The organism is Tessaracoccus yangjingae, from assembly GCF_055326235.1.
In genome coordinates this window covers 1-25550 of sequence record NZ_JBUZNN010000001.1, presented here as the reverse complement: position 1 = coordinate 25550, position 25550 = coordinate 1, and the positions used below count along the sequence as shown (strand labels likewise).

Here is a 25550-nt window from a genome sequence, read left to right as displayed (position 1 = left end):
TAAGGCAGGGTCAGCCGACGCTGATGTGAACGTGGTCGTAGTGGTTGGCGCTGACGCTGCCGCGGTCCTCCATGCCCCGCCAGCCGTCGCCGGAGCGCTGCGCGGTCCAGATCTGCTGCGAGTAGAGCACCTCGATGATGCCGAGGGACGACGCGTTGGCGCGGGCCCAGCGGGCGATCTCCCAGCCGGCCTCGCCAGAGACCATCACGTCGATCGCCTGGCCGGAGCTGTGGTACGAACCGCCGCCGGCCCGGTAGCCGCCGTAGCTGGTGACCGACGGGAACTCGGCGCAGACCGCCCGCAGCACCGCCCGGGTGCGCGAGGTGAGGCCGGACTCGATGCCGGACGCCGCCGCGCAGGCCTCCGACGAGAAGCCCGACGAGCTGCTGCCGGACCCGGACGAGGTGGCCGTCTTCGCCAACGCGACCACCGGCTTGTCCGCAGTGAGGAAGCTCTCCTTGATCCAGCCCGACTTGTCGGACAGGACCACCTGGCGCCAGCCGTCGACGGCCCACTCGGTGATCTCGAGCGCCTTGGCCTCGGCCAGAGTGGTGCGGGCCTCGTAGCCGACGCCGGGGCCGACGCGCACGTTGACGGGGTCGGTGGTGTAGCGGGTGCCGGCCGTGGCGCTGAGCGCCGTGTAGTCCACCGGCGCCGGGGCGGGCTCGGCGGCGACCGTGGTGGCCGGCGTGGCAGCCGGGCTGGCCGTGACACTCGGGGCCGCGGACGGGGACGCGCTGGCCGACGGGGAGGCCGACACCGACGGGGACGCGCTGGCCGTCGGGAGCGCGGAGCTGCTGGTCGCGGCCGGGGAGAGGGAGGGGCGGGCGAAGTTGCGCGACACCCCGAACGGGCTCGACGCGGCCATGCTCGGATCGGTGTGCTCCAACCCCGCCTCCGTGCCGGGCAGCACGGTCGCGGCGGCCGCGAGGCCGACCACCGCGAGCAGGGTCACGGGGGCGAGGATGTGGCGCACGGTGGCCCCCCGACGTGACGGCACGCCGCGGCGTGCGGACGCCACCTGGGCCTCGGCCACGTCGCCGTCGTCAGCGAATCCGGCGGCGCGTCGCGCTCCTGCCATCCCACACCTCTTTCCTGAGAACCTTGAGAATTCTTAAGGCCAGTCTCAGAATACGTGTTTCCGGCCCAGATGCAACCCGTCGGTTCGGCTCCGCTCGGCCTGCCCCCTCTCAGAATCCGCTCAGTGTGGGCTACGCTTCGCTCCACTGATGCAGGAATGGAATCGTCGATGCTCCCCACCTCCGTGCGCACAGCCCTCGCCGCGACCCTCGTGGCAGCCCTGGCGCTGATCGCAGCACCGGCCCACGCGGCCCCCTCCACGCTGAAAGCCGCCTTCGACTTCGATGGCGGTGAGGTCCAGATCTCGGGCAGCCTCACCTCAGACGGGGACCCGGTCAAGCGCGCGGACGTGGTTGCCACCCTCGACGGCCGCGAGATGGACTCGGACAGGACCGACAGCGACGGCGAGTTCAGCATGTCGTTCGACATCCCGTCAGACCTGCCGGCGGGCAAGCACGTGGTGGCCGTCGAGTTCGGCGGGTCGCGCGGCGCGGACCCGGCGAGCGCCCAGACCACCATCACCGTCGGCTCCACGCCGCCCCCCACCGACGGCGGCGATGACAACGGCGGGGGCAACGACAACGGCGGCTCCGACACCGCCGCACCCTCGAAGCCCGCCCCCGACGAGGACAACGAGCCGGCGCAGCCCACCGCGCTCACGCTCACGGCGGAGGCTCCGGCCACCGCCGTCAACGGATCGCTGGTGCGGATCCTGGGCCGCCTGACCGGCCCGTCCGGCGACGGCGTGGGCAACGCGGGGATCACCGTCTCGGACGCAGGCGGCGAGGTGGAGGAGTCGTTCACCGTCACCACGTCGTCGGGCGCCTACGAGGCCCTCTACGCCGTGCCGGAGGCGCAACCCGCCGGCACCCTCACCCTGACGTTGTCCTTCGCCGGGACCTCCGGCCTCAAGCCCGCCAGCGCGCAGGTCAGCATCGCCGTCGAGCACACCGTCGTGCCCACGGCCACGCCCAGCCCCACCCCCACCGCGACACCCACGCCGAGCGCGACCCTCACTCCCACCGCCTCGGCCTCGCCCAGCGCCGACGCCGGGACCACCCCCGCCACGCCGCCGGAGGATCTCACCGGCCCCGTCTCCTGGTTCCTCCTGACGTCCGTGGTGGTGGGCGGCTCAGCCCTGCTGGCGACGGCGTTCCTGGTGTTCCGCAGCACCAGGGGATCGCGCCTGCTGCCCGAGGAAGCGGGCGGCATCGCGTTCCTCGACGACGACAATGCCACGGACGCCGACGGCGTCAGCCAGACCGAGGTGCTCGACGGCATGCTCGGTGGTGCGGTCGTGGAGGACGAGCCCACACGTCCCATCCGGCCCGCCCGCGCCATGCCGGACGACGAGGCCTGACGGACACTACCCGGCGGTCATCGCCTTCTCGACGGTGCGGAACGAGCCGCAGCGGTCCCGCAACAGCGACAACGACCCTCCCGTCACCGCGTCCCCCAGCAGCGCCGAGTCCACGCACACCGCGGGCGCGCCAGCCTTGTTCCACTCGCCCGCCGCGTAGGCGCCCAGCCCGCCGAGGGGGACCACCCGGTCCGCCAGCCCCAGCTCGGCGAGGCGCGGCGCCATGGCGTGTCCGATGACGTCCGCCGGGTACAGCAGGGCCCCGGTGGCCGAGGTCTCGAGGACGGCCCGCACCTCCGTCGGGGTCATCGCGCCCAGGTAGCAGGGCAGGTCCAGCGCGGCGGCGGCCTCGGCGAGCCGGGCGGAGGCCACGTCGCACAGGGCGAACCGGGCGCCGGCCGCCGACGCGGCCACCAGCTGGTCCACAGCCGAGACCCTCAGCACGCCCAGCGTGGCGCGAGACCCGAAGATGGCGGCGATCTCGCCGTAGGCGGGCGCCGACGCAGGCAGCGCGAAGGTCGAGAAGCCCTCCTCGATCAGCACCTCGACCACGGCGACGAGGTCGTCGGCGGGGGCGTCGGGCAGGCACACGATGAGGCCGGTGAGGGAGGGCATGGCGCCCATTCTGCCGCACCGGGCGGACCGGGCGACGGCGCCCGGGGGCGGTGACCCACGCAGAGCCCTCAGCCTCCCTAGACTGCCAGCATGTCTGGTCTCATGACGCGCTCGCAGCGCCTCGACGAGCTGCCCTACACGCGGAAGCACAACAAGCTCCTGTTCGGCTCGGGCGTCGGCTGGGCCCTCGACGCCATGGACATCGGGCTCATCTCGTTCATCATGGCCGCGCTGGCGAAGGAATGGGGCCTCACCGGCGGCGAGCTGTCGCTGCTGGGCTCGGTGGGGTTCGTCGGCATGGCCTTCGGCGCCTCCCTCGGAGGGCTGCTGGCGGACCGGATCGGCCGCCGCCAGGTGTTCGCGCTCACGCTGCTGGTCTACGGCATCGCGACGGGGCTCTCCGCCCTGTCCACCGGGCTGGCGATGCTGATCATCTTCCGGTTCATCGTCGGCCTCGGGCTAGGAGCCGAACTGCCCGTGGCCTCCACCCTGGTGAGCGAGTTCGCGCCACGCAGGATCCGCGGCCGCGTCGTCGTGGCGCTCGAGTCGTTCTGGGCGGTGGGCTGGCTGGCGGCCGCCACCGTCGGATTCTTCGTGGTGCCCAACCAGAACGGCTGGCGGTGGGCGCTGGCGCTCGGCGCCGTCCCCGCGGCGTACTCGCTGATCGTGCGGTTCGGGCTGCCGGAGTCCGTCCGGTTCCTCGAGGGCAAGGGCCGGCACGCGCAGGCGGAGGCCATCGTCCGGGACTTCGAGCGGGAGGCGTGCGTCACGGTCGAGGAGGAGCAGAAGGCTCCGGACTCCGCCCCCGCCCCGGCGGCGACGGACACCCGCCGCGAGCTCTGGAGCAGCCGCTTCAGGCGCCGCACGGTGGCGCTGTGGCTCACCTGGTTCGGCATCAACTTCGCCTACTACGGCGCCTTCATCTGGCTGCCCACCCTCCTCTACGAGGGCGGCATGACGCTTGTGCGCTCGTTCGAGTTCACCCTCTACATGACACTGGCGCAGCTGCCCGGCTACGCGCTGGCCGCGGTGCTGGTGGAGGTGTGGGGCCGTCGGCCCACGCTCGTGACGTTCCTCGGCGGCTCGGTGGTGGGCGCCGTCGCCTTCGGGATGGCCCCTGATGTCGCGGCCGCGGTGGCCCCCGGCTCCGAGAGCGCCCTGTACGCGATCACGCTCGGCGCCGGCTGCGTCCTGTCGTTCTTCAACCTCGGCGCCTGGGGCGCGCTCTACGCCATCACCCCCGAGGTATACCCGACGGCGATGCGCGCCTCAGGGGCCGGTGCGGCGACGGCGTTCGGCCGGATCGCGGCGATGCTCGCGCCCCTACTGGTCCCGTGGATCGTGGCCGGCGCCGGCCGTTCCACCCTCTTCCTGCTGTTCGGGGTCATGTTCGGCATGGCCATGGTGGCCGCCTGGTTCCTCCCCGAGTACACCGACAGGGCCCTCGACGAGACCTGACCGAGCGGCGAGGGCCCGATTGAGCCATGCCCCTGCCAGCGCGCCGACGGCGGCACCGAGAGTGTTGAACGCCAGGTCGTAGCCGTTGGCGTCGCGGGCGGTGAAGTACTGGACCGTCTCGATCGCCGCCGAGGTGGCCGCCCCCGCCGCCGTCCACACCCACCACCGCACCCGCGGCAGCCACAGGCTGGCCAGCAGGGTCGACGGGAGCAGCATGAGGAGGTTGAGCACGCCGTCGGTCTGCTCGGGGGTGGCCCTGACGCCGAGCGCCTCGGCCCGGCTCCAGATGGCCACAACCAGCCTGTTCACCGTCCAGCCGTCGGCCACGAACACCAGCCAGGCGATGGGCGCGGCGAGCGCGACGAGGAGCGCGAAGGCCCACCACCGGACCATCCTGTGGCCCGTCACTGCGGCAGTGCCTATCCGTCCTCGCCGAGGTGCGCCGCGTGGTACTCGTGCATCCCGTCCTCGGCGAGCGCGCGCGACAACTCGGCCAGGCCCTCGGTGTCCACCACCACCACCGACTGGCTGCCCACCATCCCCGTGCCCTTGTCCGGCGCCTGCAGCATGCCGATGGACCCGGTTCCCGTCAGCCGCATCGAGAGCGCCAGCTCGGTGACGAACTGGTTGGTCATCGCCTCGTCGACGCTCACCGTGTCCGCGAGCTTGCCCACCACCTCGGAGAAGGTGACCGGGTTGGCCAGCGTGGCGGGCGTCATGATCTTGCGGATGATCTCCTTGACCACCGTGCGCTGGCGGTAGGCGCGGTCGAGGTCCCCGTTGGGGAGCTGGTAGCGCTCGCGCACGTACTGCAGCGCCCGTTCACCTTCGAGGTGGATCAGGCCCTCCCCGAAGCGCATCCCGGCGTTTTGCTCGGTGGCCCAGGGGTTGTAGACGTCGATACCGCCGACGGCGTCGGTGAGTTGAATGAACCCTTCGAAGTCGATCAGCACGGTGTGGTCCATGCGGACCCCCGTCAGCTGCTCGAGGGTGCGCACGGTCAGCTGAGGGCCGCCGAAGGCGTAGGCCCAGTTCAGCTTGCCCTTCCCATGGCCCGGGATGTCCACCCACATGTCGCGGGGGAAGGAGATGAGGTACACGCCCTGGCGGTCGCCCGTGACGTGGGCGATCATCAGCGAATCGCTGCGGCCGTCCTCCACGTCACCCCGGGAGTCGCTGCCCATGAGCACGAAGTTGATCGGGGCCGCGGTCTCGGGGGCGCCGGGCGTGGTGGCAGGGGCGGGGACGGCGGCGTCCGGCCTGCCCTCGTAGTCCTGCGGGGTGAGTTGCTCCTCGCGGGAGATCGAATCGAGCGCCGACAGGCTCCGCGCGGCGTAGTAACCGCCGACGGCAAGCGCCAGCACCAGCACGCCAACGCACGCCATCAGGAGGACGAACAGCGGTCCGCGGCGCTGCTTCCGCCGGGGGGTGGCGTCGTCGTCCAGGACGTCCAGGCCCTCGTCCGCTGCTCTCTTCATGGGCCCATTGTCCACCGTCGGCGAACCGGGACCAAAGGAGGCCGCGTCCGTCCGCCCCGTGCTGTTTCGTGGAGGCACCCTCGCGACTACGCTCGATCCATGTTGGACACCGTGCTGGGGCTGCCTCTCCACCCGCTCGTCGTGCACGCTGTCGTCGTGCTCCTCCCCCTCGTGGCGCTGGGCGTGATGGCGCTCGCGGTGGTTCCCAGGTGGCGGGCGCGGTTCGCGCTGCCGCTCCTGGGGCTGCTCGTGGTGGGGGCCGGCTCGGCGGTGGTGGCCATGCTCTCGGGCAACGAGCTGGCCGAGCGCGTCGGCATCCCGGCCACGCACCAGACGCTGGGCACCACGCTGGCGTTCAGCGCCGTCGGCTATCTGGTGTTCGCGGGAGGGTGGCTGTGGTGGGTGCGCGGCGAGGAGGACGACGAGCCGTCCACGGCCCGCGATGTCGCGGGGTGGGTCGCGGCCGGGTTGTCGGCCGCGATCATCGCACTGACGGTGCTGGTGGGGCACTCCGGCGCCACAGCCGTCTGGGGCGGGGTCGGCTCCACGCCCGAAGGCTCGCCCACCCCCAGCGCCTCGGCCCCGCCGTCTGCATCCTCGTCCGCGCCGGCCTCACCCAGCACCACGGCCGAGGCCACCCCGTCGACGGAGCCCAGCGCCTCGCCGTCGCGGATCGGCACCCCGCCCGCCACCAACACCTACGTGCCCGAGGAGGGCTACACCATGGACATGGTGGCCGAGCATGCCACCGCGGACTCGTGCTGGGTGGCTGTCAACGGGTTCGTCTACGACGTCACCGACTGGATCCCGCAGCACCCCGGCGGACCGGAGCGGATCATCCCCCTGTGCGGGAGCGATGCCACCAGCGCCTTCGGAACCCAGCACGGAGACGCGGCACTGCCGAACCAGCGGCTGAGCCAGTTCCTGCTCGGCCCCCTGGCCTGAGGCCCGCGGACGCCCCGCCCCGCCGGCCGTGGACGCAGCGAGACCGCCCGGCCGCACTCGCGGACCGGGCGGTCTCGTCGTGGTCAGACGGCCTGGGCGTCGGCCTCGTCGATCTGGCGGCGGACGTCGTCCATGTCGAGGGCCTCGATGGCTTCGATGACCTCCTCGAGCGCCTTCGCGGGCAGGGCGCCCGACTGGCGGAAGACCAGCACGCCGTCGCGGAAGGCCATCAGCGTGGGGATGGCGGAGATCTCTGCCGCGCCGGCGAGGGCGCGCTCGGCCTCGGTGTCGACCTTGCCGAAGCGGACGTCCGGGTGGGCGTCGGCAGCCTTCTCGAAGACGGGGGCGAAGGCGCGGCAGGGCATGCACCAGTCGGCCCAGAAGTCCACGAAGGTGATCCCCTCGCTGGTCACGGTCGATTCGAAGTTCTCGGCGGTCAGTTCAAGAGTGGACATGTGTCGGTTCCTTTCGGGAGGGATATCGGCAAGGCGGGTCAGCAGGAGGCGTGATCGGTGATGCGCTTGCCCGCCGCCACGCCGTAGCAGGCGACGAGGGCCACGAGCGGTAGCAGCGTGGCCGGGGCCTGGGCGAGCATGACAGGGGCGACGACGGTGGCGGCCAGCGGGATGACCCCGCACGACCCCCCGGCGAGGTGCTCCCGGGCCGGCACGCCGGCCGGCGGCACGTAGGTGGCGAGGGTGACAGCGCCGACCAGGGCGGCCAATGCCAGGACCGTGGTGTCCAGGCCGTGGGGCAGGCCGCCGCCGAGCGCGTTCTGGCGGGCGGAGACGAGCACGGCAAGGAGCACGATCGCGCTCACCGCCGCGGTGGCGGTGTGCCGGGCGGACCAGGCGGCCCGCCAGTAGGCGGGCCCGCCGGCCGGGACCGTCACGGCGCCCAGGATGGGCTGGGTGCGGGGCGCGAGGTCGGGTCCTGAGGTGCTCACTCGGCTAGTATGTCATACCCCAGGGGGTATCCAAAACGCCCGACGCCCTCCCCTCCCCCGCCTCCTCCCTGGGCACGACACGCCGTCGGAATCCGCCCTCGTGGCCCCATACGTCATCGGCAGCCGCTTCCGACGGCGTTTCGTGCGCCCGGCCCCGCCCGCCAACCCTGTCCGCGGCTACCGTTGGCCCGTGGTGTGGACTCGAATCGTGCCGGGTGCGGCGCTGCTGCTGGCCGTGCTGGCGGGCGTGCTGAAGTCGGGCGACGCCGTCGTCGCGGGGCACTGGGCGTATCTGGCCTGGCTCATCGTCGCCGTCGTGGCCGGTGCGGGTCTGATCGTGTGGGCGGCCGTGGGCCGGAAGCCGAGGCCGGGCACGGCCAGAACGATCCGACGGTGGCTGTACGCCGCACTCGGCGTCGGGCTCGCCGCCGCCACGCTCTGGTTGGCGCCCTACCGCGTCCAGGTGGCGGACCCGGCAAGCATCGAGGCCCCACCCGGCGTCGTGGTCACGTCCGACGCAGGCGCGATCCGGCTCGCGCCCACGGCCGGCGCGGACGACACGGGCGTGGCGTTCATCCCTGGCGCGCTCGTCGACCCCCGCGCCTACATCCCCCTCCTGGCGCCCCTGGCGGAGGCCGGGCATCCGGTCTACATCGCCAAGCCGCCGCTGGGCATCGCATTCCTGGCGCCGGGCGTCGCGGCCGGGGCCTCGCAGGCGTTCCCCGACGTCACGCAGTGGGTGATGTCCGGGCACTCGCTCGGCGGGGTGGTGGCGTCCAGCCAGGCCGACTCTGGCGGTGAGGCCGGGCTGATCCTGCTGGCCTCCTACCCGCTCGGGGATCTGTCCGCATCCGACCTGCCGGTGCTCAGCATCTCCGGGAGCAACGACATGCTCACCACGCCGGACGACGTGGAGGCCAGCCGCGCGACGCTCCCCGGCGACGCGACGTTCGTCGTCATCGACGGCGGCGTGCACGCCTTCTTCGGCGATTACGGCCCGCAGGCCGGGGACGGCACCCCGGAGGTGTCGCGGGAGGCGGCGCAGGGCACGACGGTCGCGGCGATGCTGTCGTTCCTCGACGGCCTGTGACCGACAGCTGTCGGGCATAGATATTCGGCCATGCAGTGATATTCTGACGCCGTGACCACGCACACTCCCCTCACCGCCCCCGCGTCGCCGGGCCGGGCCTCGCTGCCGAGGACCATCGTCACCACCGACAGCGAGGCCGACGACATCAACTCGTTCCTCCGCCTGCTCCACTACGCCAACGAGCTCGACCTCATCGGGCTGATCTACAACTCGTCGGTGCACCACTGGCAGGGCGACGGCGTCCACACGCTCCGCGAGGCGCGGGAGGCCGGCCTGATCACCGGCTACATGGGCGAGACCGCGGGCAGCGAGGCCCGCTCCGACGACGCGCTGACGTGGCGCTGGGAGCCGATGGGCTGGATGGAGCGGATCATCCTCGACGACTACAGCCGCATCTACCCCAACCTCCTCCAGCACGATGCGCGGTACCCGTCGCCCGCCGAGCTGTGGGCCACCGTCGCCGTCGGCAACGTGGCCTTCGAGAGCGACTTCCACGCCGACACCGAGGGCTCCGACCTGATCAAGGCGGCCCTGCTCGACGACGACCCGCGTCCGCTCTACCTGCAGATCTGGGGCGGGACGAACACCGTCGCCCGGGCGCTGCTGAGCATCGAGCTCGAGCACGCCGGCTCGCCGGAGTGGGCCGGGATCAAGGAGGCGGTGTCGCGCAAGGCGGTGATCCTCAGCATCGGCCAGCAGGACACCGCGTACGCCGACTACATCGCCGGCGCCTGGCCCGAGGTCGCCATGCTGGACTTCGACGGGGCCTTCGCCGGCTACACCTCGTTCTCGCGCCTCCACGCCGCTCCCGAGGTCCTGCCCTACTTCAAGGGCGGATTCTGGGCCAACAACATCAAGTACGGACACGGCCCAGTGCTGGCCAACTACGGGCTCATCGGGGACGGCACCTGGTTCGAGGGTGAGGGCGACAACCCCGGCTGGCAGCCGGGGCAGGCCAAGGACCCGTCGGCGTTCCGGATGTTCGACCTCATCGGCGGCTTCGAGCGGCTGGACTTCACCGGCGAGGGCGACACGCCTGCGTTCATGTGCCTGATCCCCACCGGCCTGCGCTTCCTCGAGGACCCGACGCTGGGCGGATGGGCGGGCCGCATGGTGGCCACCGACACACCGCACGTGCTGACCGCGGGTGAGGACCACAATCCGCACACGGGGCAGGCGCAGCGCCTGTACACGATCCTGCGCTGGATCCCCGAGATCCAGAACGACTTCGCGGCCCGCGCCGACTGGGGCGTGACCCCGGCCTTCGACGGCGCCAACCACGCGCCGGTCGTCACGGCCGACACCCCGGACCTCAGCGCCTCGCCGGGCCAGGCCGTGCGGCTCGCCGCGACAGCAACAGACCCCGACGGCGACACCCTCAGCCCCTCCTGGAGCGTCTACGCCGAGGCCGGCAGCGTCGTCGACGCGCCCGTCCTCCGGCCGGACGGCTTCGAGGCCACCCTCACCGTCCCGGCCACGGCCGAGCCGGGCCAGCGGGTGGTCGTCGTCCTCGCCGTGACCGACGACGGCACTCCCCCGCTGACCCGCTACGCCCAGTTCGTCGTCGCGGTGGCCTGAGCCGGCCTCAGCTCCGCAGCGCCATCAGCCAGGCCAGGAGGTAGGTGCGGGTGTTGCCGTCGTCGACGGCGTCCAGCGCCCGCGCCTCCTCCAACGCCGCGACCCTCTCCTCCTCGCCCGCCAGGGCGGAGTACATGAGCAGGTAGTCGCCGTAGGTCTGGTTGAAGCCCGCCGTCGACGTGGCCTCGGCGACGTTGCGCGCGATCCGCTCGGGATCTCCCGCAAGGTGGTCCGACGAAGGGCTCACCGGGATGAGCAGGATGGCCAGCATGGCGGCAGGCTCGGGCGAGAACCAGGTGGCGTAGTCGCGCTTGCCTCCGAAGTTCAGCGGGATCACGGTGTGGTCGTAACCGTCGTAGACCGGATCCGACTCGTCGAAATCAGTCCAGTACGCCCGCGCGGCCTGCGCCTCGAGCGCGTGCAGCCAGGTGGCCTCACGCTCCAGGTCCGCCTGCCCGGACGCCTTCGCCCACAGCGACAGCCCCGCCCAGGCGAGCACCGCCTCCGACGACGACTCCTGGTTGTTCCCGTCGGCGAACGGCGAGGTGCCCGAGGCCCACGAGTGGGACGCGTACACGTCGAACGTCCGGCGGCCCGGGAAGTACTCGTTGGCCGGCGACGACGCAATGTCGGCGGCCAGCAGGTCCATCACGGGGCGGATCTCCTCCACCAGCTCCGGGTCGTCGGCGCCCAGCACCCCGGCGGCGTACAGGAAGTAGCCGTAGTGGAAGTGGTGGTCGTTGAACTCGTCCGACCCGAACGACGGCGTGAGCCCCACGATCCCGCGGTTGACCTCGTCGTAGCCGAAGCAGAACGCGGCCTCCGTCGTGCAGCCCTCCGGGTTGGCCCAGCGGACGAGGGTCTCGCGGACGCGCTCGCGCACCGCCGTCGCCTCCTCCTCGGCACCCAGCTGTCGGGCGATCGAGTAGAGCTGAGCGTCGCGGTAGAGGGCCTTGCCGCCGAAGTAGGTGTCGGCCGGGTAGTCCTTCGCCGCGGCCAGGTCTGCGGTCAGGGCGGCCCGCAGCTCGTCGGACTCCTCCCCCGAGAGGTCGGACAGGTCCAGCTCCCCGCGCGCCTCGTAGGCGGTGGTCTCCCACGAGATCTCGTTGCCCTCGCACGCCTGCATGGTGCCGAAGCTGCTGGAGTACGTGCCGAGGTCGCAGGTGGCGGAGTCGTCGCTCTGGTGCGGCATCCGCGCCACGGCGGTGGGCTCGTCGGTCTCGTAGCTCAGCGTGGTGCGCACCGAGCCGTCCACCTCGTAGGACACGCCCGTGGCCGTGACCGGTCCGGCCAGCTCCGCGATGCGGGCGGCGTCGCCGCCCTCGGGCACCGCGCCCCATGTGACGGAGGCGCCCTCGGGGAGAGTCACGCTCGCCCCGTCGATGGACCCGCCGTCGGCCACGGCCACGTACTGGTCGTCGCCGACGGTCAGCTCGGCGTGCTCGCCGGCGGCTTCGAAGGGCGCCTGCGTGCTGAGCTCGTGGTCCCGGATCGCCGTGTAGGTGACGTAGGGCGACCCCTGCACGATGGTGACCCGGCCCAGCGGCGACCCGCCGGCCGAGGCCTCGGCGGTGACGGACAGGTCGTCGTAGGCGACCACCTGCCACGTCGGCCGCTCGCCCAGCGACACCTGCACCACGGGCGCGTTGGTGCCCATGATGGTCTTCTCGGTGGTGGTCACCGCGGGCAGGCCGAAGGTCAGCCCGTCGTCGGTGAGCGCGAACGACAGGGGCAGCGGGTAGACCGGCTGCGGGGCGTCGCCGAACACCAGCCCGGAGAACCAGCGGTTGGTGGGCGGGATGACACCGTCGGCCAGGCGGACGGCCTTCAGGTCCTTGCTCGGCACGGTGCCGATGCCCGCGATCGTCTCCGCCATACCCTCGGGCGCCCAGGCGACGCCCTCACCGGCGGCGACGGAACCCTCGTCCGACGGCGGGCCGGTGCAGGCGGCCAGGAGCAGCGTGGCCGCGACCCCCGCGGCCAGGGCGCGTGCGCCCCTCATCAGCGCAGGCCGATCTTGGTGAGGAACGCCAGGGCGGCGGCGGTGGGCCCAGCCAGGATGCCGTCGTCGCGCAGGTGCACCTGGGCCGTGACGGGGGTGCCGTCGCGGGTGAGGGAGGCGAGCGAGGGGTCGACGAGGGTGTCGCTGGTCATCCGGATGACGGCCACGGCCTCCCCGTCTTCGGTCTCCACCTGGACGCTCTCGACGGTGGCGTCGAGCTTCTGCAGGTTGGGCAGCACGATGGTGGCGGACGCGCCGTCCTCCACCCGCCCGTAGTCGACGGGGCTGAGCTTGTAGTAGCCCTCGACGGCGCGCTCCTCGCTGACCACGCGGGCCAGGACGGCGCCGTCGGGGATGTATGAGCCGTGGGTCGCGGCGAGATCCACCACGTATCCGTCGCTGACGGCGGTGTAGGTGATGGTGCCGGTCTCCAGGTCCAGGTTGTAGGCCACGGTCGAGCCGGGGGCCGAGCCCTGGCTCACGGCCTGCTGCAGGGAGCTGCTGCTCACCACGAACAGCACGTCTCCGGCGGACACGGCGTCCCCGTCCTTGACGAGCTGCTCGGTGACGATGCCGCCGTAGCCCGAGCCCACGTCGAACGTGGGGGCCGTGACGGAGGCGGACAGGCTGTGGGCCTGCGTCATCCGCTGGTTGAAGAGCAGGGTCAGCGCGAAGGCGAGGGCGAGGACGGCGAGCACGCCGCCGAGCATCTTGAGTCTGGTCAGCCAGGTCATGAGACTGCCTCCTTGGTGTGGGCGTGGGCCGCGACGAGGGCGTCGCGGTCGAGAACGGGGGTGAGGGCGGGCTGCGCCGCCTCGCGGGGGGCGGCCGGGTGGAGCGCGCGCGAGGCCTGGGGCCGGGCGCGCAGACGGTCCTCGCGCCACGCGGTCCAGACGAAGAGACCGAGCACGAAGGTGTTGACCACGGACCAGAAGGTCGCGACGTTCAGCGTGGACATCAGCAGGTCGCGCCAGATGCCCACGGCCGAGGTGACGACCAGGAAGACGAAGGTGAGCACCTGCGGCATGATGAAGTTGAACGCCGACGCGCGTCCGCCCGTGGTGCCGGTGACCGACCACTTGACGTCGATGCCGTAGAGCGCGTTGCGGAACGCCTTGATGTAGATCGGGAACGACGCCGCCGACAGCAGCAGCACCTCGGGGCGGAACGTACCCAGGATGAGCGCCGACAGCAGGATCTGCAGGATGTAGAAGCCCGAGTAGTACAGCGCCCACTCCAGCGGGCCGACCGCGACGGCGATGGGCCGCAGGTCGAAGAAGATCTCCAGCGCGGGCACGAACAGCAGCACACCGGTGGCGATGCCGCTCAGGTAGTGCGTCGAGGTGACGAAGTACATCAGCCGCTGGTCCAGGGTGAGGCGACGGCGGCGCGAGAACGGGTTGTGGGTCAGCAGGATCTCGAACCCGCCGGTGGCCCAGCGCAGCTGCTGCTTGCTGTAGGCCTCGACGGTCTCCGGGGCCTCGCCGACGGCGAGCGTCTGCGGCAGGAACACCGACTTCCAGCCGCGCTCGTGCAGCAGCAGCGACGTCCACACGTCCTCGGACTTGGAGCCGGTGTACATGCCGCCGATCTCCTTGACGGCCTTGCGCCGGAACAGCACGTTGGTGCCCACGCAGAAGGCCGCGTTGAACTCGTTTCGGCCCGGCTGGATGTAGCGGTAGAACATGGACTGCATGTACGCCGCGCCACGCGCGATGGTGGTGTGGAGGTTGCCGTAGACCTGCGGGGTCTGCACGAAGGCGACGGTGTCGTCGGCCATGGCGGGCAGCGTCTCCTCGAGCATCTCGGGCTTGGCCACGAAGTCGGCGTCGAGGATGAGGAAGTACTCGCCGTGGGTGATGGACAGCGCGTGATTGACGTTGCCGGCCTTCGCGCCGGAGCTGCCGAGGCGGCGGATGTAGCCGGCCCCGAGCTCGGCGGCGAGGTCGCGGACCTCGTCGGAGTCGCCGTCGTCGAGCACGTAGGTCTCGTGGCGGCCGTGCATGGCCAGCGCCGCGGTGACCGTCTGGCGGATCACGTGGAGGTCCTCGCCGAACACGGTGATGAACACGTCCACGTCCACCTGGCGGCGGTTGATGAACATCGGCCACGCGGTGGCGTCGTCGGCGATGCCGAGCTCGTCGTTCAGGCGCGGGTTGTACAGGCGGCGCTGCGCCTCGTGGAAGGCGTAGGGGGGCTGCTTGTTGTAGCCGGCCAGCATCGTCCACATGCTCATCAGCCCGAGGAACACCAGGATCAGCTCCGCGCCGATGACGAGCAGCCACGGGAGCAGGTCTCCGCGGTTGTCGATCTGCAGCAGGAAGACGGTGTAGGCGACGACGCCGATGGTGGCGAGGATCGTCAGCGCGAGCACCGCCGGCGAGTGCCGGTTGCGGGTGGCCTCCCGGCGCTCCTCGACGGGGCCGGACTCCGACAGCTCGTTCTCGATGTTCAGGTCGGAGAGGTTGGTGGGCGCTGGGCGCCAGTCATTGGGGTGGTTTCGTCTTGTCGGCACGAGGCCTCCAAACGTCAGGGACGCCGAGGTGCCGGGTACGCCCGTGAGGCCTCCCGATCGGCGGCCATTGGCGGGGTACGTATTCAAAACTGCGCCTTGAAAAGTGAAAAGTCAATTTCACGATGTCGAGACACTTGTCCGGTAACGGTCCCGCCTCACACCTGGACACTGCGCTGACAAGGTGTGATGCGGCAGCCTCGGGGCCCCAGAAAATTCTCTCCCACTGGGACTTCCAAGTGACGCGTCATCCGCACCCAGTGCCGCCCACTCGGGTCGGGCCCGCTGGGTCACTGCCTCGCGGCACTCCGCGAGGCCGGTGGGCCCTGCGGCGCAAGGCCGCCGGACCCACCGGAGGGCCGCAACTTCACCACACCCGGGTGCGCGAGGTTCCCTCCCCGAGACCCACGACGGGGCCGGCCGCGTACGAGCCGCCCTCCTCCTTGAGCCCACCGACGAGGTCCGCGTCGAGCCTCGCCGGGGTGCCGTCGCGCTCCTCGAACTCCGCGTCGACGAACCGGACCCGGCCGAGGTCCCGTCCCGAGATGAGACCCACGACGTCCGCCTCGAACCCGGCGGGCAACTCGGTCTCGAGGTACACGCCGTCGGCCTCCTCGACGACCGCCACCCTCGCAACCCCGTCGAGCACGCGGGCGTCGCTCTCCCCCTCGAACGCCGCGGCGCCGGCGAGGTAGACGTTGCGGCTCAGGTACACGGCCTGCCTGACGCCTGCGAACCGCTCGTGGTCCCCGCGGCTCGGGTCGTCGAGCTGGGCCATGTAGGCCTCGAACGACGCGGGATGCCCGTCATAGCCGGCCGTCCCGTGGCCCACCACCTGGCCCGCGCGCGCCGTCGGGCCGTACGCCACCGAGGGGTCGCCGCCGAGGAAGACGTTGCCGATCCAGCGGTCGTCGCCGCCCATGATGGCCGCGTATCCGGCCACCTGCGTGCTGTGCGGCACGTGGTACGGCGTCGGGCGGTCGATCACCGGCTCCAGCGACACCGTGCCGGCGACCAGGTTGTTCACGAACGCCCCGCCCTGGCTGAACAGCTCCACCGACGCCGGCGAGCCGAACACGTTGTGGTCGGCGAGGTAGGGGCCGTGGCTGACCTCGATGAAGATGTCGCGGTTGTTGTTGTAGAACAGGTTGCGCGTGATCCGGGTGCCCTGGGTCTGCCAGTCCAGCCAGGTGCCGAGCGAGCAGTCGTGGATGCGGTTGTGGCGGATGACCACGTCGATCGCTGCGTGGAGCTTGATGCCGCCGATCTCGTAGCCGTAGAACTCGCGCTTGATGGCGATGTTGTAGATGTGGTTGTCCTCGATGGTGGAGAACACGCAGCCGAGGTGGCCGACGACGCCGTTCTGCCCGCAGTCGCGGATGGTGTTGCGCCGCACGATGTGGGATCCGACGTGTTCCTTGTCCCAGCCGATCTGGCGGGCGGAGAAGACGGACTCCAGCTGGTACTGGTATCCGGGCTTGTCACCGCGTTCGGTGGCGTAGTTGTGGCCGGTAGAGGCCTCCTTGCCCAGCGAGATGGCTGAGCACTTGGCGTCGTGGATCAGGTTGTCCTCGATGATCCAGCCCTTCGCCCAGTTCGGGCCGATCAGCCCCGGCTGGTCCGCCGTCGGCGGCGTCCACGGGCAGGCCGCCTGGGCCAGCTCGAACCCGCGCACCGTGATCCAGTCGAGATGGTGCCGATCGGGGAAGAACACCGACCGGCGCACGTTGATCTCCACCAGCTCCGCGTTGGGGTCGGCGCCCTGGAAGTTGGCCCAGATGGTGGTGGCGTCCTCGCCGACCTCGGCGTACCAGACGTAGCGGGTCTGATCCTGGTCCCGCACGGCGTCGGTGGCGCCGGTCCAGTCGTCGATCATCGTGGCGCGCACCTGCGGGTCCGCCACCTCTGCCAGCGTGCTCACCTCGTAGAACGAGCGACCGTCGAGGTACACGTCGCCGAGGTGCTTGCGGGGCGCTCCCTTGGGGTACACGATCCAGTCGCCGTCGACGGTCTCCGCGTAGGGGTTGAAGTCGCCGAACAGCGAGTTGTCGACCACGGCCCTCCAGACCGTCGCGTCGACCTGCTCCCAGGTGGTGACCCGCTCCGCCCCCGTGATCACCACGTGCTCGCCGGGGGCGGCCTCATAGGTGATGCGCCTGGTGTCGCTGAGTCCGCCGCGGCGGGGCTTGACCCACTCGCGGTAGACGCCCTCGTGCACGACGACGGTGTCGCCGGGCATGGCGACGGCGGCCGCGCGGTTGATGGTGCGGAAGGGTGCCTCCTGCGTGCCCGCCGCGGCGTCGGACCCGTGCGGGGACACGTGGTAGGTGGTGATCATGGACGGACCTTTCTTACTTGCCGAACCCGGCGGTGAGGCCGGAGACCAGCTGGCGGCGGCCCACGATGTAGGCGGCCAGGATGGGGAGGACGGAGAGGACGACGGCGGCCAGCACCGCCGGGATGTTGACGGAGAACTCACCCTGGAATGACCACAGCGACAGCGGCAGCACGCGCGTCTCGGCGCTCTGGGTGAGGATGAGCGGGAAGAGGAACCCGTTCCACACGTTGAGGGCGTTGTAGACGGCGACGGTGACGATGGCCGGCCTGGTCAGCGGCAGCGCCAGGTGCCAGAGCGTCTTCCACTCGCCCGCGCCGTCGACGCGCATGGCCTCGAACAGCTCGGCGGGCACGTCGCGGAGGAAGTTGGACAGGATGAGCACCGTGATCGGGATCGCGAAGGCGATCGAGGGCAGGATCAGGGCGAGCAGGGTGTCGTACAGCCCGATCTGGACGATGAGGTAGTAGACGGGGATGATCGTCGCCTGGATGGGGATGGCGATGCCCAGCAGGAACGCACGGAACAGCCTCTGCGCGGCCGGGCGGGTGGAGCGGACCACCACGTAGGCCGCCAGCAGCGAGACCGCCAGCACCACCGCGACGCTCGCCACGGTCACGATGACGGAGTTGGCGAAGTAGCGCAGGAAGTCGTTGGCCAGCACCTGCGCGTAGGCGTCGAGCGTGGGGTTGCTGGGCAGCGACAGGGGGTTCTCGCTGTAGTAGTCGGACTGCGGGCGCAGGCTGGTCACCACGATGTAGTAGATGGGCAGGATGGTGACGGCCAGCCACAGCCAGCCGCCGAGGCCACCGAGGAGGTTGGGGCGGGAGCGCATCATGCACCTTCCATCTGGCTGCCCTGGTTTCCACCCGACAACCGGTTGAGTCCGAGCGAGACCGCCAGCCCGAGCGCCACGAGGATCACGCCGATGACGCTGGCGCGGCCCATGTCGTAGCTGCGGAAGCCGGTCAGGTACATGTCCAGGGGCAGGATCCGGGTGGCGTTGCCGGGGCCGCCGCCGGTGAGCACGAAGATGAGGTCGAAGTAGGTCAGCGAGCCGACGATCATCAGGGTCGAGGACGTGATGATGGTGTGCTTGAGCTGCGGCAGCGTGATGGAGAAGAACTGCTGCACGCGGCCGGCGCCGTCGATGAGGGCCGCCTCGTACATGCTCTGCGGGATCTGCCGGACGCCCGCCTGGTAGAGCAGGGAGTGGAACGGCACGAAGCACCAGCCGATGACGAACAGCACCACCCACAGCGCCAGGTCCGGGTCGCCCAGCCAGTCCTGCGCCAGCAGATGGATGTCCAGGGAGGAGCCGAGCCCGAAGTTGGGGTCCAGCAGCGCCTTGAACGCGATGCCGACGGCGGCCGAGGAGAACAGCAGCGGCAGGAAGAACAGGACCGAGAGCACCGCGCGGTAGCGCTGCTGTCCGGCCATGAACACGCCCAGCAGCAGCGAGACGGGGGCCTGGAACAGCCACGAGACGATCGTCACGATGGCCGTCAGCCGGGCCGCGTTCCAGGTGATGGGGTCCGCCAGCGTCCGGGTCCAGTTGTCCAGCCCGGCCCAGACCGGGTCGGCGAGGCCGTCCCACGCCATGAACGAGAGCACCACCACGCCCAGCAGCGGGACGATCGCGAAGGCGACGAAGAACGCCAGGGCGGGCGCCGCCATCCACAGCGTGGGGCCGGAGGCGCGGAGGCCCCGGCGGGGCCGGTCGGGCGTCACCGCCCGACCGACCACGGCGTGGTTGGCACTCATCCCAGCGTCGCGTTCATGTTCTCGGAGAACTGCTCCGGGGTGATCTCACCGAGGAACACCTGGCTCAGGTTGTTGAGCAGCTCCTGCGCGGCCGCGGCCGGAAGGGCCTGGTCCCACGACAGCTGGAAGTGGGGCGCGTCGCGCACCATGCCGTAGACGAAGGACAGGTACTCGGCGTTGTCGGTCTCGGCGATCTGATCCTCCAGACCGGTGATCGGCGGGACGGTGCCGATGGCGAGGAGCTCCTCGACGGCGTCGTCGGACAGCACCTCGGAGGCGATGAAGTCCTTGGCGATCTGCTGCTCCTCCTCCGTGGCGCTGGCCGAGACGGACCAGAAGTTGGAGGCGTTTCCGACGATGTTGGCCGGGTCACCCGCGCCGCCGTCGATGGCCGGGAAGGTGGTGTAGCCCAGGTCTCCGGCGGCCACCAGATCCGGGGCGTCGCTGAGGAACGTCGGGTAGACCCAGCTGCCCTGCAGGAGCATCGCGGCCTTGCCGGTGTGGACGAGGGCGACGTCGGCAGAGGCGTCGGCGACGACGGAGCCGAAGGTGTCACCGAAGACGCCCGCGTCGACCATCTCCTGGATCCTGGTGGTGGCCTCGATGATCGCGGGGTCCTTCCATGCGTCGGGCTCGCCGTCGAGGATGGCCTGGAACACCTCGGGGCCGCCGATGCGGTCGGTGAGGTACTGGATCCACATCAGCATCGGCCAGCGGCTCTGCCCGGCCAGGGCGAACGGGATGACGCCCTGCGCCTCGAGCGTCTCGGAGACGGCCAGGAGCTCGTCGTAGGTGGTGGGCACCTCGACGCCGGCCTCCTCCAGCACGGCCGCGTTGTAGTACAGGACCACGGGCTGGCTCTGGGTGTTGGGCACCGCGTAGGTCTTGCCGTCGACCTGGCCGTTCTGGGCCACGGACGGGATCACGCGCTCGAGGAGGTCGTCGACGGACCCGGTGAGGTCGACGACGTGCCCGCTCGCGGCGTAGTCGGCGAGCGTGCCGCCGCCCCACGAGTAGATGAGGGTGGGAGCGTTGCCCGAGCCGACGGCGGTGCGGATCTTCTCCTTGTAGGCGTCGTTGGCGAACCACTCGGTGGCGATCTGCCGGTCCGGGTTCTCCGTGTTCCACTTCTCGAACGCGGCGCGGAAGGCGGCCTCGCTGCCTCCGGTGAGCGCCCACGCGCTGGCCCCGGCGTCGGCGTTGGCCGACGGGTTGGTGCCCGGCTGCGTGCCGCCGCCGCAGGCGACGAGCCCGAGGGAGAGAAGGGAGGCGGCTGCCACTGCGGCGAACCGGCGTCTGTTGTGTCGCTTCATTGCTGAGTCCTTTCGCTGCCGGCTGCATCGCCGGCTCGGAAACTTTTTCTGTTCGTTTCGTGAACAAATACGACGATAGACGGGACCTGGCCGCGTGTCAACGCGCATGCACTGAGAAACAGTTTCGGATCGTGTAGGCTTGGGATGTGACCGAGCAACGCAGCAGCCCCCGCTCACCGCGCCGTCCGACGCTGGACCTTGTCGCGCGCGAGGCGGGCGTGTCGAAGGCGACGGTGTCGAAGGTGCTGAATCACCGGCCCAACATCGCCGCGGAGACTCGGGCCATCGTCGAGGCCGCCATCCAGCGCTTGGGCTACGTCCCGAGCACCGGCCCCCGCGTCGGCTCCCAGCTCAACCAGGTCAACCTGGTGTTCGACACCCTCATCAACGTCTACTCCATGCAGGTCCTCGACGCCGTCGTCGCCTCGGCGGAGGAGCTGGGGATCGACGTCGTGGTCAACGTGCTCCAGCACGCCCCGTCGGCCCGCACCGCGCCGCTGAGCGAGGCGTGGGTGCGGGACCTGGGCGCGCGCGGGAGCGCCGGCGTCATCGTCGTCACCTCCGAGCTGACCGCAGCGCAGCGCAGGCAGTTCCGGCAGGCAGGGCTGAGCGTCGTCGTGGTGGACCCCCTCAACCCCCTCGACGGCGACACCATCAGCATCGGGTCCACCAACTTCGCCGGCGGGATGCAGGCCACGCAGCACCTGCTGGACCTGGGGCACCGTCGGATCGCCTACGCCGGCGGCCCGCCCAACTCCGCTCCGTCGCGGGAGCGGCTACAGGGGTACCGGAACGCGCTGGAGGCGGCGGGCGTGCCGCTGGACGGGGAGCTCGTCGTGCAACGGGGCTTCACCCACGAGGCGGGAGCCGAGATGGCCGAGGAGCTGCTCGGCCTGGACGAGCCACCCACCGCGATCTTCGCCGGCTGCGACGCCAGCGCGCTGGCCGTCCTCGAGGTGGCTCGCAGGAGGGGACTGCGGGTCCCCGAGGACCTGTCGGTGGTGGGGTTCGACGACACCTACGCCGCCGTCTCGGCCGCCCCTCCCCTGACGACGGTGCACCAGCCCATCGCCGACATAGGGCGCGTGGCGCTGCGGACCCTTCTGCAGCTGACGAAGGGCGAACAGCCGGACTCCCACCACATCCAGTTGGCGACGCAACTGGTGGTCCGCGAGTCGACGGCCTTCCCAAAGCGCTGACCCGTTGGCCCCTAGGGCCCACAGTCAGTCGTCGGCCAGGAGTTCCTCGAGGATTGCGCCGAGCGATCCGCGCTGTTGAGGCGTCAACCGCTTCATGACCCGGGAGCGTGCGGCCACCTCGACAGAGAGCCGGTGCCGCACCTCGAGCCCGTCAGGGGTGAGCTGCAGCAGCTTGACGCGACGATCGGCCCCGGCTGCTCGCTCGACGAGTCCCCGCTCCTCCAACTGGTCCGCGATGGTGGTGATGTAGGACCGGTCGCACGCGAGGTGATCAGCGAGGTCCCTCATGGGCGCAGGGTCCGAGAGTGCGACGATCGCCCGCGCGAGGTGGGCAGGCAATCCAGCCGCCTCCGCCGCCTCGGCGAAGTCGAGCTTGAGCTCTTCGGAAACGCGCACGATCAGCTGCGCCAGCCCGCGCGTCTCGTCGAAGGGCAACTCCTGTGCACTCATCCCGCCATGATACGCGATCAGGTCGATGGTTGACACAGTCAATCATTGTGTTAATCTCGAAAATGTCCGGATAGTCAACCATGGAGTGAGTCACGCATGTCCGCCACATCGACCGCCACCCGCCCCGTCACCCCTAAAACCGTCCTGCGCCCCCGTCGGGCGTTGCTCTTCGCCCTCGGCGCGCTCGCCCTCAACCTCGCAGCCTTCGGTCTCGGATCCCTCGCCGGGGCGTCCTACAGCGTCGGCCAGCCGTATCCGATCTCCGCCTGGGCCGTGCTCGCCGCCACACTCGTCGCCTTCACGCTCGGCGCACTGATCGTCTGGTTGGTGAGCCGTTGGCGCCCATCCCTGGTCCGCGTGGTGGCCTGGGGCGGCCTGGTCCTCGGCCTGGTGAGTTCACTCTCGCTCGTCGCGGCCGCTGATGTTCCCACGGCGGTCGCGCTCGCCACCATGCACGTCGCCACGTCGGCAGCGTGGTTCCTCGCCGTCAAGCCCGCTCAGCACTGACCCGCCCAACTCCCGAGATCAGGAGACCCTCATGTCCACTCCGTTCCAGCCGTACACACTGGGTCCGATCACCCTGCGCAACCGCATCGTGATGGCTCCCATGACCCGCAGCCGCGCCTTCGGCCCTGGCGCCACCGCCACAGATCTGATGGCCACCTACTACGCCCAGCGCGCGAGCGCCGGCCTCATCGTCACCGAGGGCACCCAACCTTCGGTTGTCGGGCAGGGGTATCCAGACACCCCCGGCCTCCATACCGACGCCCAGGTGGAGGCGTGGCGCAAGGTCACCGCCGCAGTGCATGCACGGGGCGGGCACATCTTCGCCCAACTGATGCACGTCGGCCGCGTCGCCGACCCTGCCCTGCTGCCTGACGGGCTGCTGCCCGTGGGCGCCTCCGCGGTGACGGCCGAGGGCCAGATCTACACGCACTCCGGGCCGAAACCCTTCTCAGAGCCGACCCCGCTTGATGAAGATGGCATCCAGGCGACCATCCGGGACTTCGCAGACGCGGCGGAGAGTGCTGTCGAGGCCGGCTTCGACGGGGTGGAGCTGCACGGCGCGAACGGCTACCTGATTCATCAATTCCTCTCCAGCAACGCCAACCAGCGAATCGATCGCTGGGGAGGCACCCCCGCCAACCGGGCCAGGTTCGGGATCGAGATCGCGCAGGCGGTGGCCGATAGGATCGGCGGCGACCGGGTGGGCTTCCGGGTCTCGCCCGGCAACGCACTTCACGACATCGTCGAAAGCGACCTGGAAGCCACCTACACTGCGCTCGTCACCGCGCTGGGGGAGCTCGGGTTGGCATACCTGCACGTCATGGAGGTTCCCGGGCAACGGCCGACGACACATGCGCTGCGGCAGCTGTGGCCGTCCACACTGATCCTCAACCCGGATACCCGACCCAACCCGACCGGTCCTGCCGAGCTTGGGCTGATCGACGACGGCACCGCCGACCTCATCGCCTACGGATCCCTCTTCATCGCCAACCCCGACCTTCCCGAGCGCCTCGCCGCGGGCGGGCCGTTCAACGAGGTCGACCGCAGGACCTCATTCGGCGGCGGCGAGCACGGGTACACCGACTATCCCACCCTTGACGAGGAGTTCGGGGAGCCCGGCCGGGTCGCCTGAGCGATCCGGGGTGCGCGCGGGCTGGGGGCGCACCCCGGGCCCCCGCACCGAGAGGGCGTCTCAGTAGGCGGCGCTCGACTCGGCCCGCTCCTTGATGCCCAGCAGCATCCGCCGCTCCATCACGAAGCCGATCGCCTCCACCGCCCGCCACAGGAGGCACTGCGACGGCGGGTGGGTGTTGAGCTGGCGGCTGATCAGCCGCGTTGCGTGTCCGCCGTCGATCGCATGCAGCTCCCACTGCCAGGTGGCGCCCGTTCCCTCCCGCACCGGGGTGGCGACCGCCTGCTCAGTGGCCGGGTCGGCGCTGATCAGCACCAGCGACCGGCCGCGATCCACCGCGACCGCGCGGAAGCACGGCGAGCCCTTCTTGCCCAACCGGATCAGCTCACCAGGCGCGATGCCCTGGTGCTCCGGCAGGATCTCGTCCGCGCTATGGATGTCGAGGCCGAGCAGGTTCTCCAGCGCGTCGTAGCTGTAGAGGCCGCCGCGGCCCTGCCCGATCTGTGCCAGCCACGGCCACACCGCCTCTGGGGGTGCGCCGATCGTGACCGCCCTCGTCGAACTGAGCACCGGGTCCGGGACGAGCTCGTCTCCGGGCATCTCCGCGTCACACTCCTGATCGGAGGCACCCCACCGGTTGTACCGTCCGCGCAGCAGCGGTGAGCCGACAAGCATCAACGCAACACCCACCGCTCCCCCGGCAGCCTCCAGGACGCTCCGGACGCTCTCGGAACGGGCGGGGGTCGAGGGTCGCGGCGGCGGCGCGGGGTTGTCCTCCACATCGTCGAACTCGAGGATCCCGTAGGTGAGGTCGCCGTCGGGGAGGTGCCACACCGCCGAACCCCGCGTCGGGATGCGGCGCCCGTCCGCGACACGCCAGCCGTCGATGGGCGTCGACCACGGCGTCCGCACGGGGCCGCCGGGCAGGTCCGCGAAGCGGTCTTCGGTGTGGAAGTCGACGGGGGCGCCGTCGTCGTCGACGACCACCCGCGCGCTGACTATCCGGCCGGAGTCGGTGACGCTCACGCCGAAGGACCTGTCGTCGATCTCCCGGAACTCGGCCCCCGCGGTCAAGAGCATCGAGGGAGCCAGGAGGACGGCGTCGTTGAGCCAGGTGGTGAGCTCGCCGATGTCGAACGGCTCCCCCCGGCCGTCGGCCACGACGATGGCGTCGAGCAGCTTCCCGAGCATCCGGCCACGGCCGTGGACGTAGCTGTCACGGCCCAGCATGGGCAGGAGTCCGCCCGCCATGGAGATCCGCATCCAGAACAGCCGCGCGATCGGCGCCACCGTGTTGAACTGCCAGACCTCGGCCGGCATGAACGCCTGTCCTTGCCGTAGCCGGAAGCTGCCGTGCAGGCGCGCCCGGAACGAGCGCACCGACGGGCGCCCCACCACCCCCATGAACCGCAGATAGCGCTGCACCGTCGGCGGCAACGCGGCGACCTGTTCGTCCGTGACGACCGGCCCGGGCGTCGTCGCGGCTCCGAGGGTCGCGGCGTCACGGTCCAGGCGTGCGCGCAGATCACGACCCGTCATGCTGGCCCACATGTTCAACCTCCACGACGATCGTAGGACGACGGTGGGCCGCCGGCCTCCACGCACCCCCCATCACCTCTGGCCGGTGTCCCCACCCGCTGGCTGAGGTGCCGCGTAGCGGCCTCGAAGCTGTGAGTCTGGTGTCACCACCTCATTGGTGGTGTTGTTGGGATCGACGGTCGCGTCGTGACTCTCCTCGAAGCTGGCCCTCCGGGTGCCTTGGTCAGGACATGTCCGGCGTGAGCGT

Annotated in this window: 22 protein-coding genes and 1 pseudogene; 8 read left to right on the top strand and 15 right to left on the bottom strand. The window is 70.8% G+C overall.

Annotation, left to right across the window (positions count from 1 at the left end; translation table 11 throughout):
- Window positions 1–10 precede the first annotated feature (10 nt).
- Window positions 11–1081, bottom strand: a complete 1071-nt coding sequence (locus ACZK5D_RS00115; protein ID WP_463663854.1) for a VldE C-terminal domain-containing protein — start codon at window positions 1079–1081, stop codon at window positions 11–13.
- 168 nt (window positions 1082–1249) lie between these two features.
- Between ACZK5D_RS00115 and ACZK5D_RS00110 the strand changes: the two genes are divergently transcribed.
- On the top strand, window positions 1250–2440 hold the full coding sequence (locus ACZK5D_RS00110; RefSeq protein ID WP_463663853.1) for a hypothetical protein: 1191 nt from the start codon (window positions 1250–1252) through the stop codon (window positions 2438–2440).
- 6 nt (window positions 2441–2446) lie between these two features.
- Here ACZK5D_RS00110 and ACZK5D_RS00105 read toward each other — a convergent pair whose 3' ends face one another.
- Window positions 2447–3055 (bottom strand): beta/alpha barrel domain-containing protein, encoded by a 609-nt coding sequence (locus tag ACZK5D_RS00105; protein ID WP_458994891.1) that lies wholly within the window; start codon window positions 3053–3055, stop codon window positions 2447–2449.
- Window positions 3056–3145: 90 nt separating this feature from the next.
- Here ACZK5D_RS00105 and ACZK5D_RS00100 point away from each other — a divergent pair, with 90 nt between their 5' ends.
- Window positions 3146–4513 carry an MFS transporter gene (locus ACZK5D_RS00100; protein WP_463663852.1) on the top strand — a complete coding sequence of 456 codons (1368 nt, stop codon included), beginning with the start codon at window positions 3146–3148 and terminating at the stop codon, window positions 4511–4513.
- A 45-nt stretch (window positions 4514–4558) separates the two neighbouring features.
- Here the strand turns inward: ACZK5D_RS00100 and ACZK5D_RS00095 are convergent.
- Window positions 4559–4906, bottom strand: a pseudogene (locus ACZK5D_RS00095) (VanZ family protein); the annotation flags it as partial.
- A 26-nt stretch (window positions 4907–4932) separates the two neighbouring features.
- The gene (locus ACZK5D_RS00090) at window positions 4933–5991 is read right to left on the bottom strand and encodes an LCP family protein (protein ID WP_463663851.1); all 1059 of its coding nucleotides are present in this window, start codon (window positions 5989–5991) and stop codon (window positions 4933–4935) included.
- A gap of 99 nt (window positions 5992–6090) precedes the next feature.
- Here ACZK5D_RS00090 and ACZK5D_RS00085 point away from each other — a divergent pair, with 99 nt between their 5' ends.
- The gene (locus ACZK5D_RS00085; protein WP_463663850.1) at window positions 6091–6936 is read left to right on the top strand and encodes a DUF2231 domain-containing protein; all 846 of its coding nucleotides are present in this window, start codon (window positions 6091–6093) and stop codon (window positions 6934–6936) included.
- Between the two features lie 83 nt (window positions 6937–7019).
- On the opposite strand, the gene trxA is transcribed toward ACZK5D_RS00085, so the two are convergent.
- Both trxA and ACZK5D_RS00075 read right to left on the bottom strand, forming a co-directional pair.
- On the bottom strand, window positions 7020–7391 hold the full coding sequence (trxA, locus tag ACZK5D_RS00080) for a thioredoxin (protein ID WP_458994895.1): 372 nt from the start codon (window positions 7389–7391) through the stop codon (window positions 7020–7022).
- 38 nt (window positions 7392–7429) lie between these two features.
- Complete coding sequence (locus ACZK5D_RS00075) at window positions 7430–7882, bottom strand: hypothetical protein (RefSeq protein ID WP_463663849.1); 453 nt, start codon at window positions 7880–7882, stop codon at window positions 7430–7432.
- Between the two features lie 190 nt (window positions 7883–8072).
- Here ACZK5D_RS00075 and ACZK5D_RS00070 point away from each other — a divergent pair, with 190 nt between their 5' ends.
- The gene (locus ACZK5D_RS00070; RefSeq protein WP_463663848.1) at window positions 8073–8972 is read left to right on the top strand and encodes an alpha/beta hydrolase; all 900 of its coding nucleotides are present in this window, start codon (window positions 8073–8075) and stop codon (window positions 8970–8972) included.
- A 51-nt stretch (window positions 8973–9023) separates the two neighbouring features.
- Window positions 9024–10550 (top strand): DUF1593 domain-containing protein, encoded by a 1527-nt coding sequence (locus ACZK5D_RS00065; protein ID WP_463663847.1) that lies wholly within the window; start codon window positions 9024–9026, stop codon window positions 10548–10550.
- 7 nt (window positions 10551–10557) lie between these two features.
- On the opposite strand, the gene ACZK5D_RS00060 is transcribed toward ACZK5D_RS00065, so the two are convergent.
- The 7 genes from ACZK5D_RS00060 to ACZK5D_RS00030 all read right to left on the bottom strand — a co-directional run bounded on the left by ACZK5D_RS00060 (window position 10558) and on the right by ACZK5D_RS00030 (window position 20476).
- Window positions 10558–12552 (bottom strand): glycosyl hydrolase, encoded by a 1995-nt coding sequence (locus ACZK5D_RS00060; protein WP_463663846.1) that lies wholly within the window; start codon window positions 12550–12552, stop codon window positions 10558–10560.
- Complete coding sequence (locus tag ACZK5D_RS00055) at window positions 12552–13286, bottom strand: HlyD family efflux transporter periplasmic adaptor subunit (RefSeq protein WP_463663845.1); 735 nt, start codon at window positions 13284–13286, stop codon at window positions 12552–12554. The genes ACZK5D_RS00060 and ACZK5D_RS00055 overlap by 1 nt, the downstream gene beginning before the upstream one ends.
- Window positions 13283–15067 carry a glycosyltransferase family 2 protein gene (locus tag ACZK5D_RS00050; RefSeq protein ID WP_463663844.1) on the bottom strand — a complete coding sequence of 595 codons (1785 nt, stop codon included), beginning with the start codon at window positions 15065–15067 and terminating at the stop codon, window positions 13283–13285. The genes ACZK5D_RS00055 and ACZK5D_RS00050 overlap by 4 nt, the downstream gene beginning before the upstream one ends.
- Before the next feature lie 364 nt (window positions 15068–15431).
- Window positions 15432–17402: a right-handed parallel beta-helix repeat-containing protein gene (locus ACZK5D_RS00045; protein ID WP_463663843.1), complete on the bottom strand. Its 1971-nt coding sequence runs from the start codon at window positions 17400–17402 to the stop codon at window positions 15432–15434.
- A gap of 13 nt (window positions 17403–17415) precedes the next feature.
- Entirely contained in the window at window positions 17416–18237 is an 822-nt protein-coding gene (locus tag ACZK5D_RS00040) for a carbohydrate ABC transporter permease (RefSeq protein WP_458994903.1), read from the bottom strand.
- Window positions 18234–19163 (bottom strand): carbohydrate ABC transporter permease, encoded by a 930-nt coding sequence (locus ACZK5D_RS00035; RefSeq protein WP_458994904.1) that lies wholly within the window; start codon window positions 19161–19163, stop codon window positions 18234–18236. The genes ACZK5D_RS00040 and ACZK5D_RS00035 overlap by 4 nt, the downstream gene beginning before the upstream one ends.
- Window positions 19160–20476, bottom strand: coding sequence for an extracellular solute-binding protein (locus tag ACZK5D_RS00030; RefSeq protein ID WP_458994905.1), 1317 nt, complete (start codon window positions 20474–20476; stop codon window positions 19160–19162). Before ACZK5D_RS00030 ends, ACZK5D_RS00035 begins: the two co-directional genes overlap by 4 nt.
- 146 nt (window positions 20477–20622) lie before the next feature.
- On the opposite strand from ACZK5D_RS00030, the gene ACZK5D_RS00025 reads away from it, so the two are divergent.
- Window positions 20623–21675 (top strand): LacI family DNA-binding transcriptional regulator, encoded by a 1053-nt coding sequence (locus ACZK5D_RS00025; protein ID WP_463663842.1) that lies wholly within the window; start codon window positions 20623–20625, stop codon window positions 21673–21675.
- Window positions 21676–21699: 24 nt separating this feature from the next.
- Here ACZK5D_RS00025 and ACZK5D_RS00020 read toward each other — a convergent pair whose 3' ends face one another.
- Window positions 21700–22125 carry a MarR family winged helix-turn-helix transcriptional regulator gene (locus ACZK5D_RS00020; protein ID WP_463663841.1) on the bottom strand — a complete coding sequence of 142 codons (426 nt, stop codon included), beginning with the start codon at window positions 22123–22125 and terminating at the stop codon, window positions 21700–21702.
- Window positions 22126–22221: 96 nt separating this feature from the next.
- On the opposite strand from ACZK5D_RS00020, the gene ACZK5D_RS00015 reads away from it, so the two are divergent.
- Both ACZK5D_RS00015 and ACZK5D_RS00010 read left to right on the top strand, forming a co-directional pair.
- A complete protein-coding gene (locus ACZK5D_RS00015) occupies window positions 22222–22632 on the top strand; it encodes a DUF6069 family protein (protein WP_463663840.1) in 411 nt (136 codons plus the stop codon).
- 31 nt (window positions 22633–22663) lie between these two features.
- Window positions 22664–23764, top strand: a complete 1101-nt coding sequence (locus ACZK5D_RS00010) for an alkene reductase (RefSeq protein ID WP_463663839.1) — start codon at window positions 22664–22666, stop codon at window positions 23762–23764.
- A 60-nt stretch (window positions 23765–23824) separates the two neighbouring features.
- Here the strand turns inward: ACZK5D_RS00010 and ACZK5D_RS00005 are convergent, their stop codons facing one another.
- Window positions 23825–25303: a DUF6544 family protein gene (locus tag ACZK5D_RS00005; protein WP_463663838.1), complete on the bottom strand. Its 1479-nt coding sequence runs from the start codon at window positions 25301–25303 to the stop codon at window positions 23825–23827.
- Between the last annotated feature and the right edge of the window lie 247 nt (window positions 25304–25550).

Excerpts from the sequence above, each read along its gene's own strand:
- ACZK5D_RS00020 (WP_463663841.1), bottom strand. The coding sequence starts at position 22,125 with ATGAGTGCACAGGAGTTGCCCTTCGACGAGACGCGCGGGCTGGCGCAG.
- ACZK5D_RS00055 (WP_463663845.1), bottom strand. The coding sequence starts at position 13,286 with ATGACCTGGCTGACCAGACTCAAGATGCTCGGCGGCGTGCTCGCCGTC.
- ACZK5D_RS00005 (WP_463663838.1), bottom strand. The coding sequence starts at position 25,303 with ATGACGGGTCGTGATCTGCGCGCACGCCTGGACCGTGACGCCGCGACC.
- ACZK5D_RS00105 (WP_458994891.1), bottom strand. The coding sequence starts at position 3,055 with ATGCCCTCCCTCACCGGCCTCATCGTGTGCCTGCCCGACGCCCCCGCC.
- ACZK5D_RS00060 (WP_463663846.1), bottom strand. The coding sequence starts at position 12,552 with ATGAGGGGCGCACGCGCCCTGGCCGCGGGGGTCGCGGCCACGCTGCTC.
- ACZK5D_RS00115 (WP_463663854.1), bottom strand. The coding sequence starts at position 1,081 with ATGGCAGGAGCGCGACGCGCCGCCGGATTCGCTGACGACGGCGACGTG.
- ACZK5D_RS00035 (WP_458994904.1), bottom strand. The coding sequence starts at position 19,163 with ATGAGTGCCAACCACGCCGTGGTCGGTCGGGCGGTGACGCCCGACCGG.
- ACZK5D_RS00010 (WP_463663839.1), top strand. The coding sequence starts at position 22,664 with ATGTCCACTCCGTTCCAGCCGTACACACTGGGTCCGATCACCCTGCGC.
- ACZK5D_RS00085 (WP_463663850.1), top strand. The coding sequence starts at position 6,091 with ATGTTGGACACCGTGCTGGGGCTGCCTCTCCACCCGCTCGTCGTGCAC.
- ACZK5D_RS00030 (WP_458994905.1), bottom strand. The coding sequence starts at position 20,476 with ATGAAGCGACACAACAGACGCCGGTTCGCCGCAGTGGCAGCCGCCTCC.
- ACZK5D_RS00045 (WP_463663843.1), bottom strand. The coding sequence starts at position 17,402 with ATGATCACCACCTACCACGTGTCCCCGCACGGGTCCGACGCCGCGGCG.
- ACZK5D_RS00100 (WP_463663852.1), top strand. The coding sequence starts at position 3,146 with ATGTCTGGTCTCATGACGCGCTCGCAGCGCCTCGACGAGCTGCCCTAC.
- ACZK5D_RS00040 (WP_458994903.1), bottom strand. The coding sequence starts at position 18,237 with ATGATGCGCTCCCGCCCCAACCTCCTCGGTGGCCTCGGCGGCTGGCTG.
- ACZK5D_RS00015 (WP_463663840.1), top strand. The coding sequence starts at position 22,222 with ATGTCCGCCACATCGACCGCCACCCGCCCCGTCACCCCTAAAACCGTC.
- ACZK5D_RS00110 (WP_463663853.1), top strand. The coding sequence starts at position 1,250 with ATGCTCCCCACCTCCGTGCGCACAGCCCTCGCCGCGACCCTCGTGGCA.
- ACZK5D_RS00090 (WP_463663851.1), bottom strand. The coding sequence starts at position 5,991 with ATGAAGAGAGCAGCGGACGAGGGCCTGGACGTCCTGGACGACGACGCC.
- trxA (WP_458994895.1), bottom strand. The coding sequence starts at position 7,391 with ATGTCCACTCTTGAACTGACCGCCGAGAACTTCGAATCGACCGTGACC.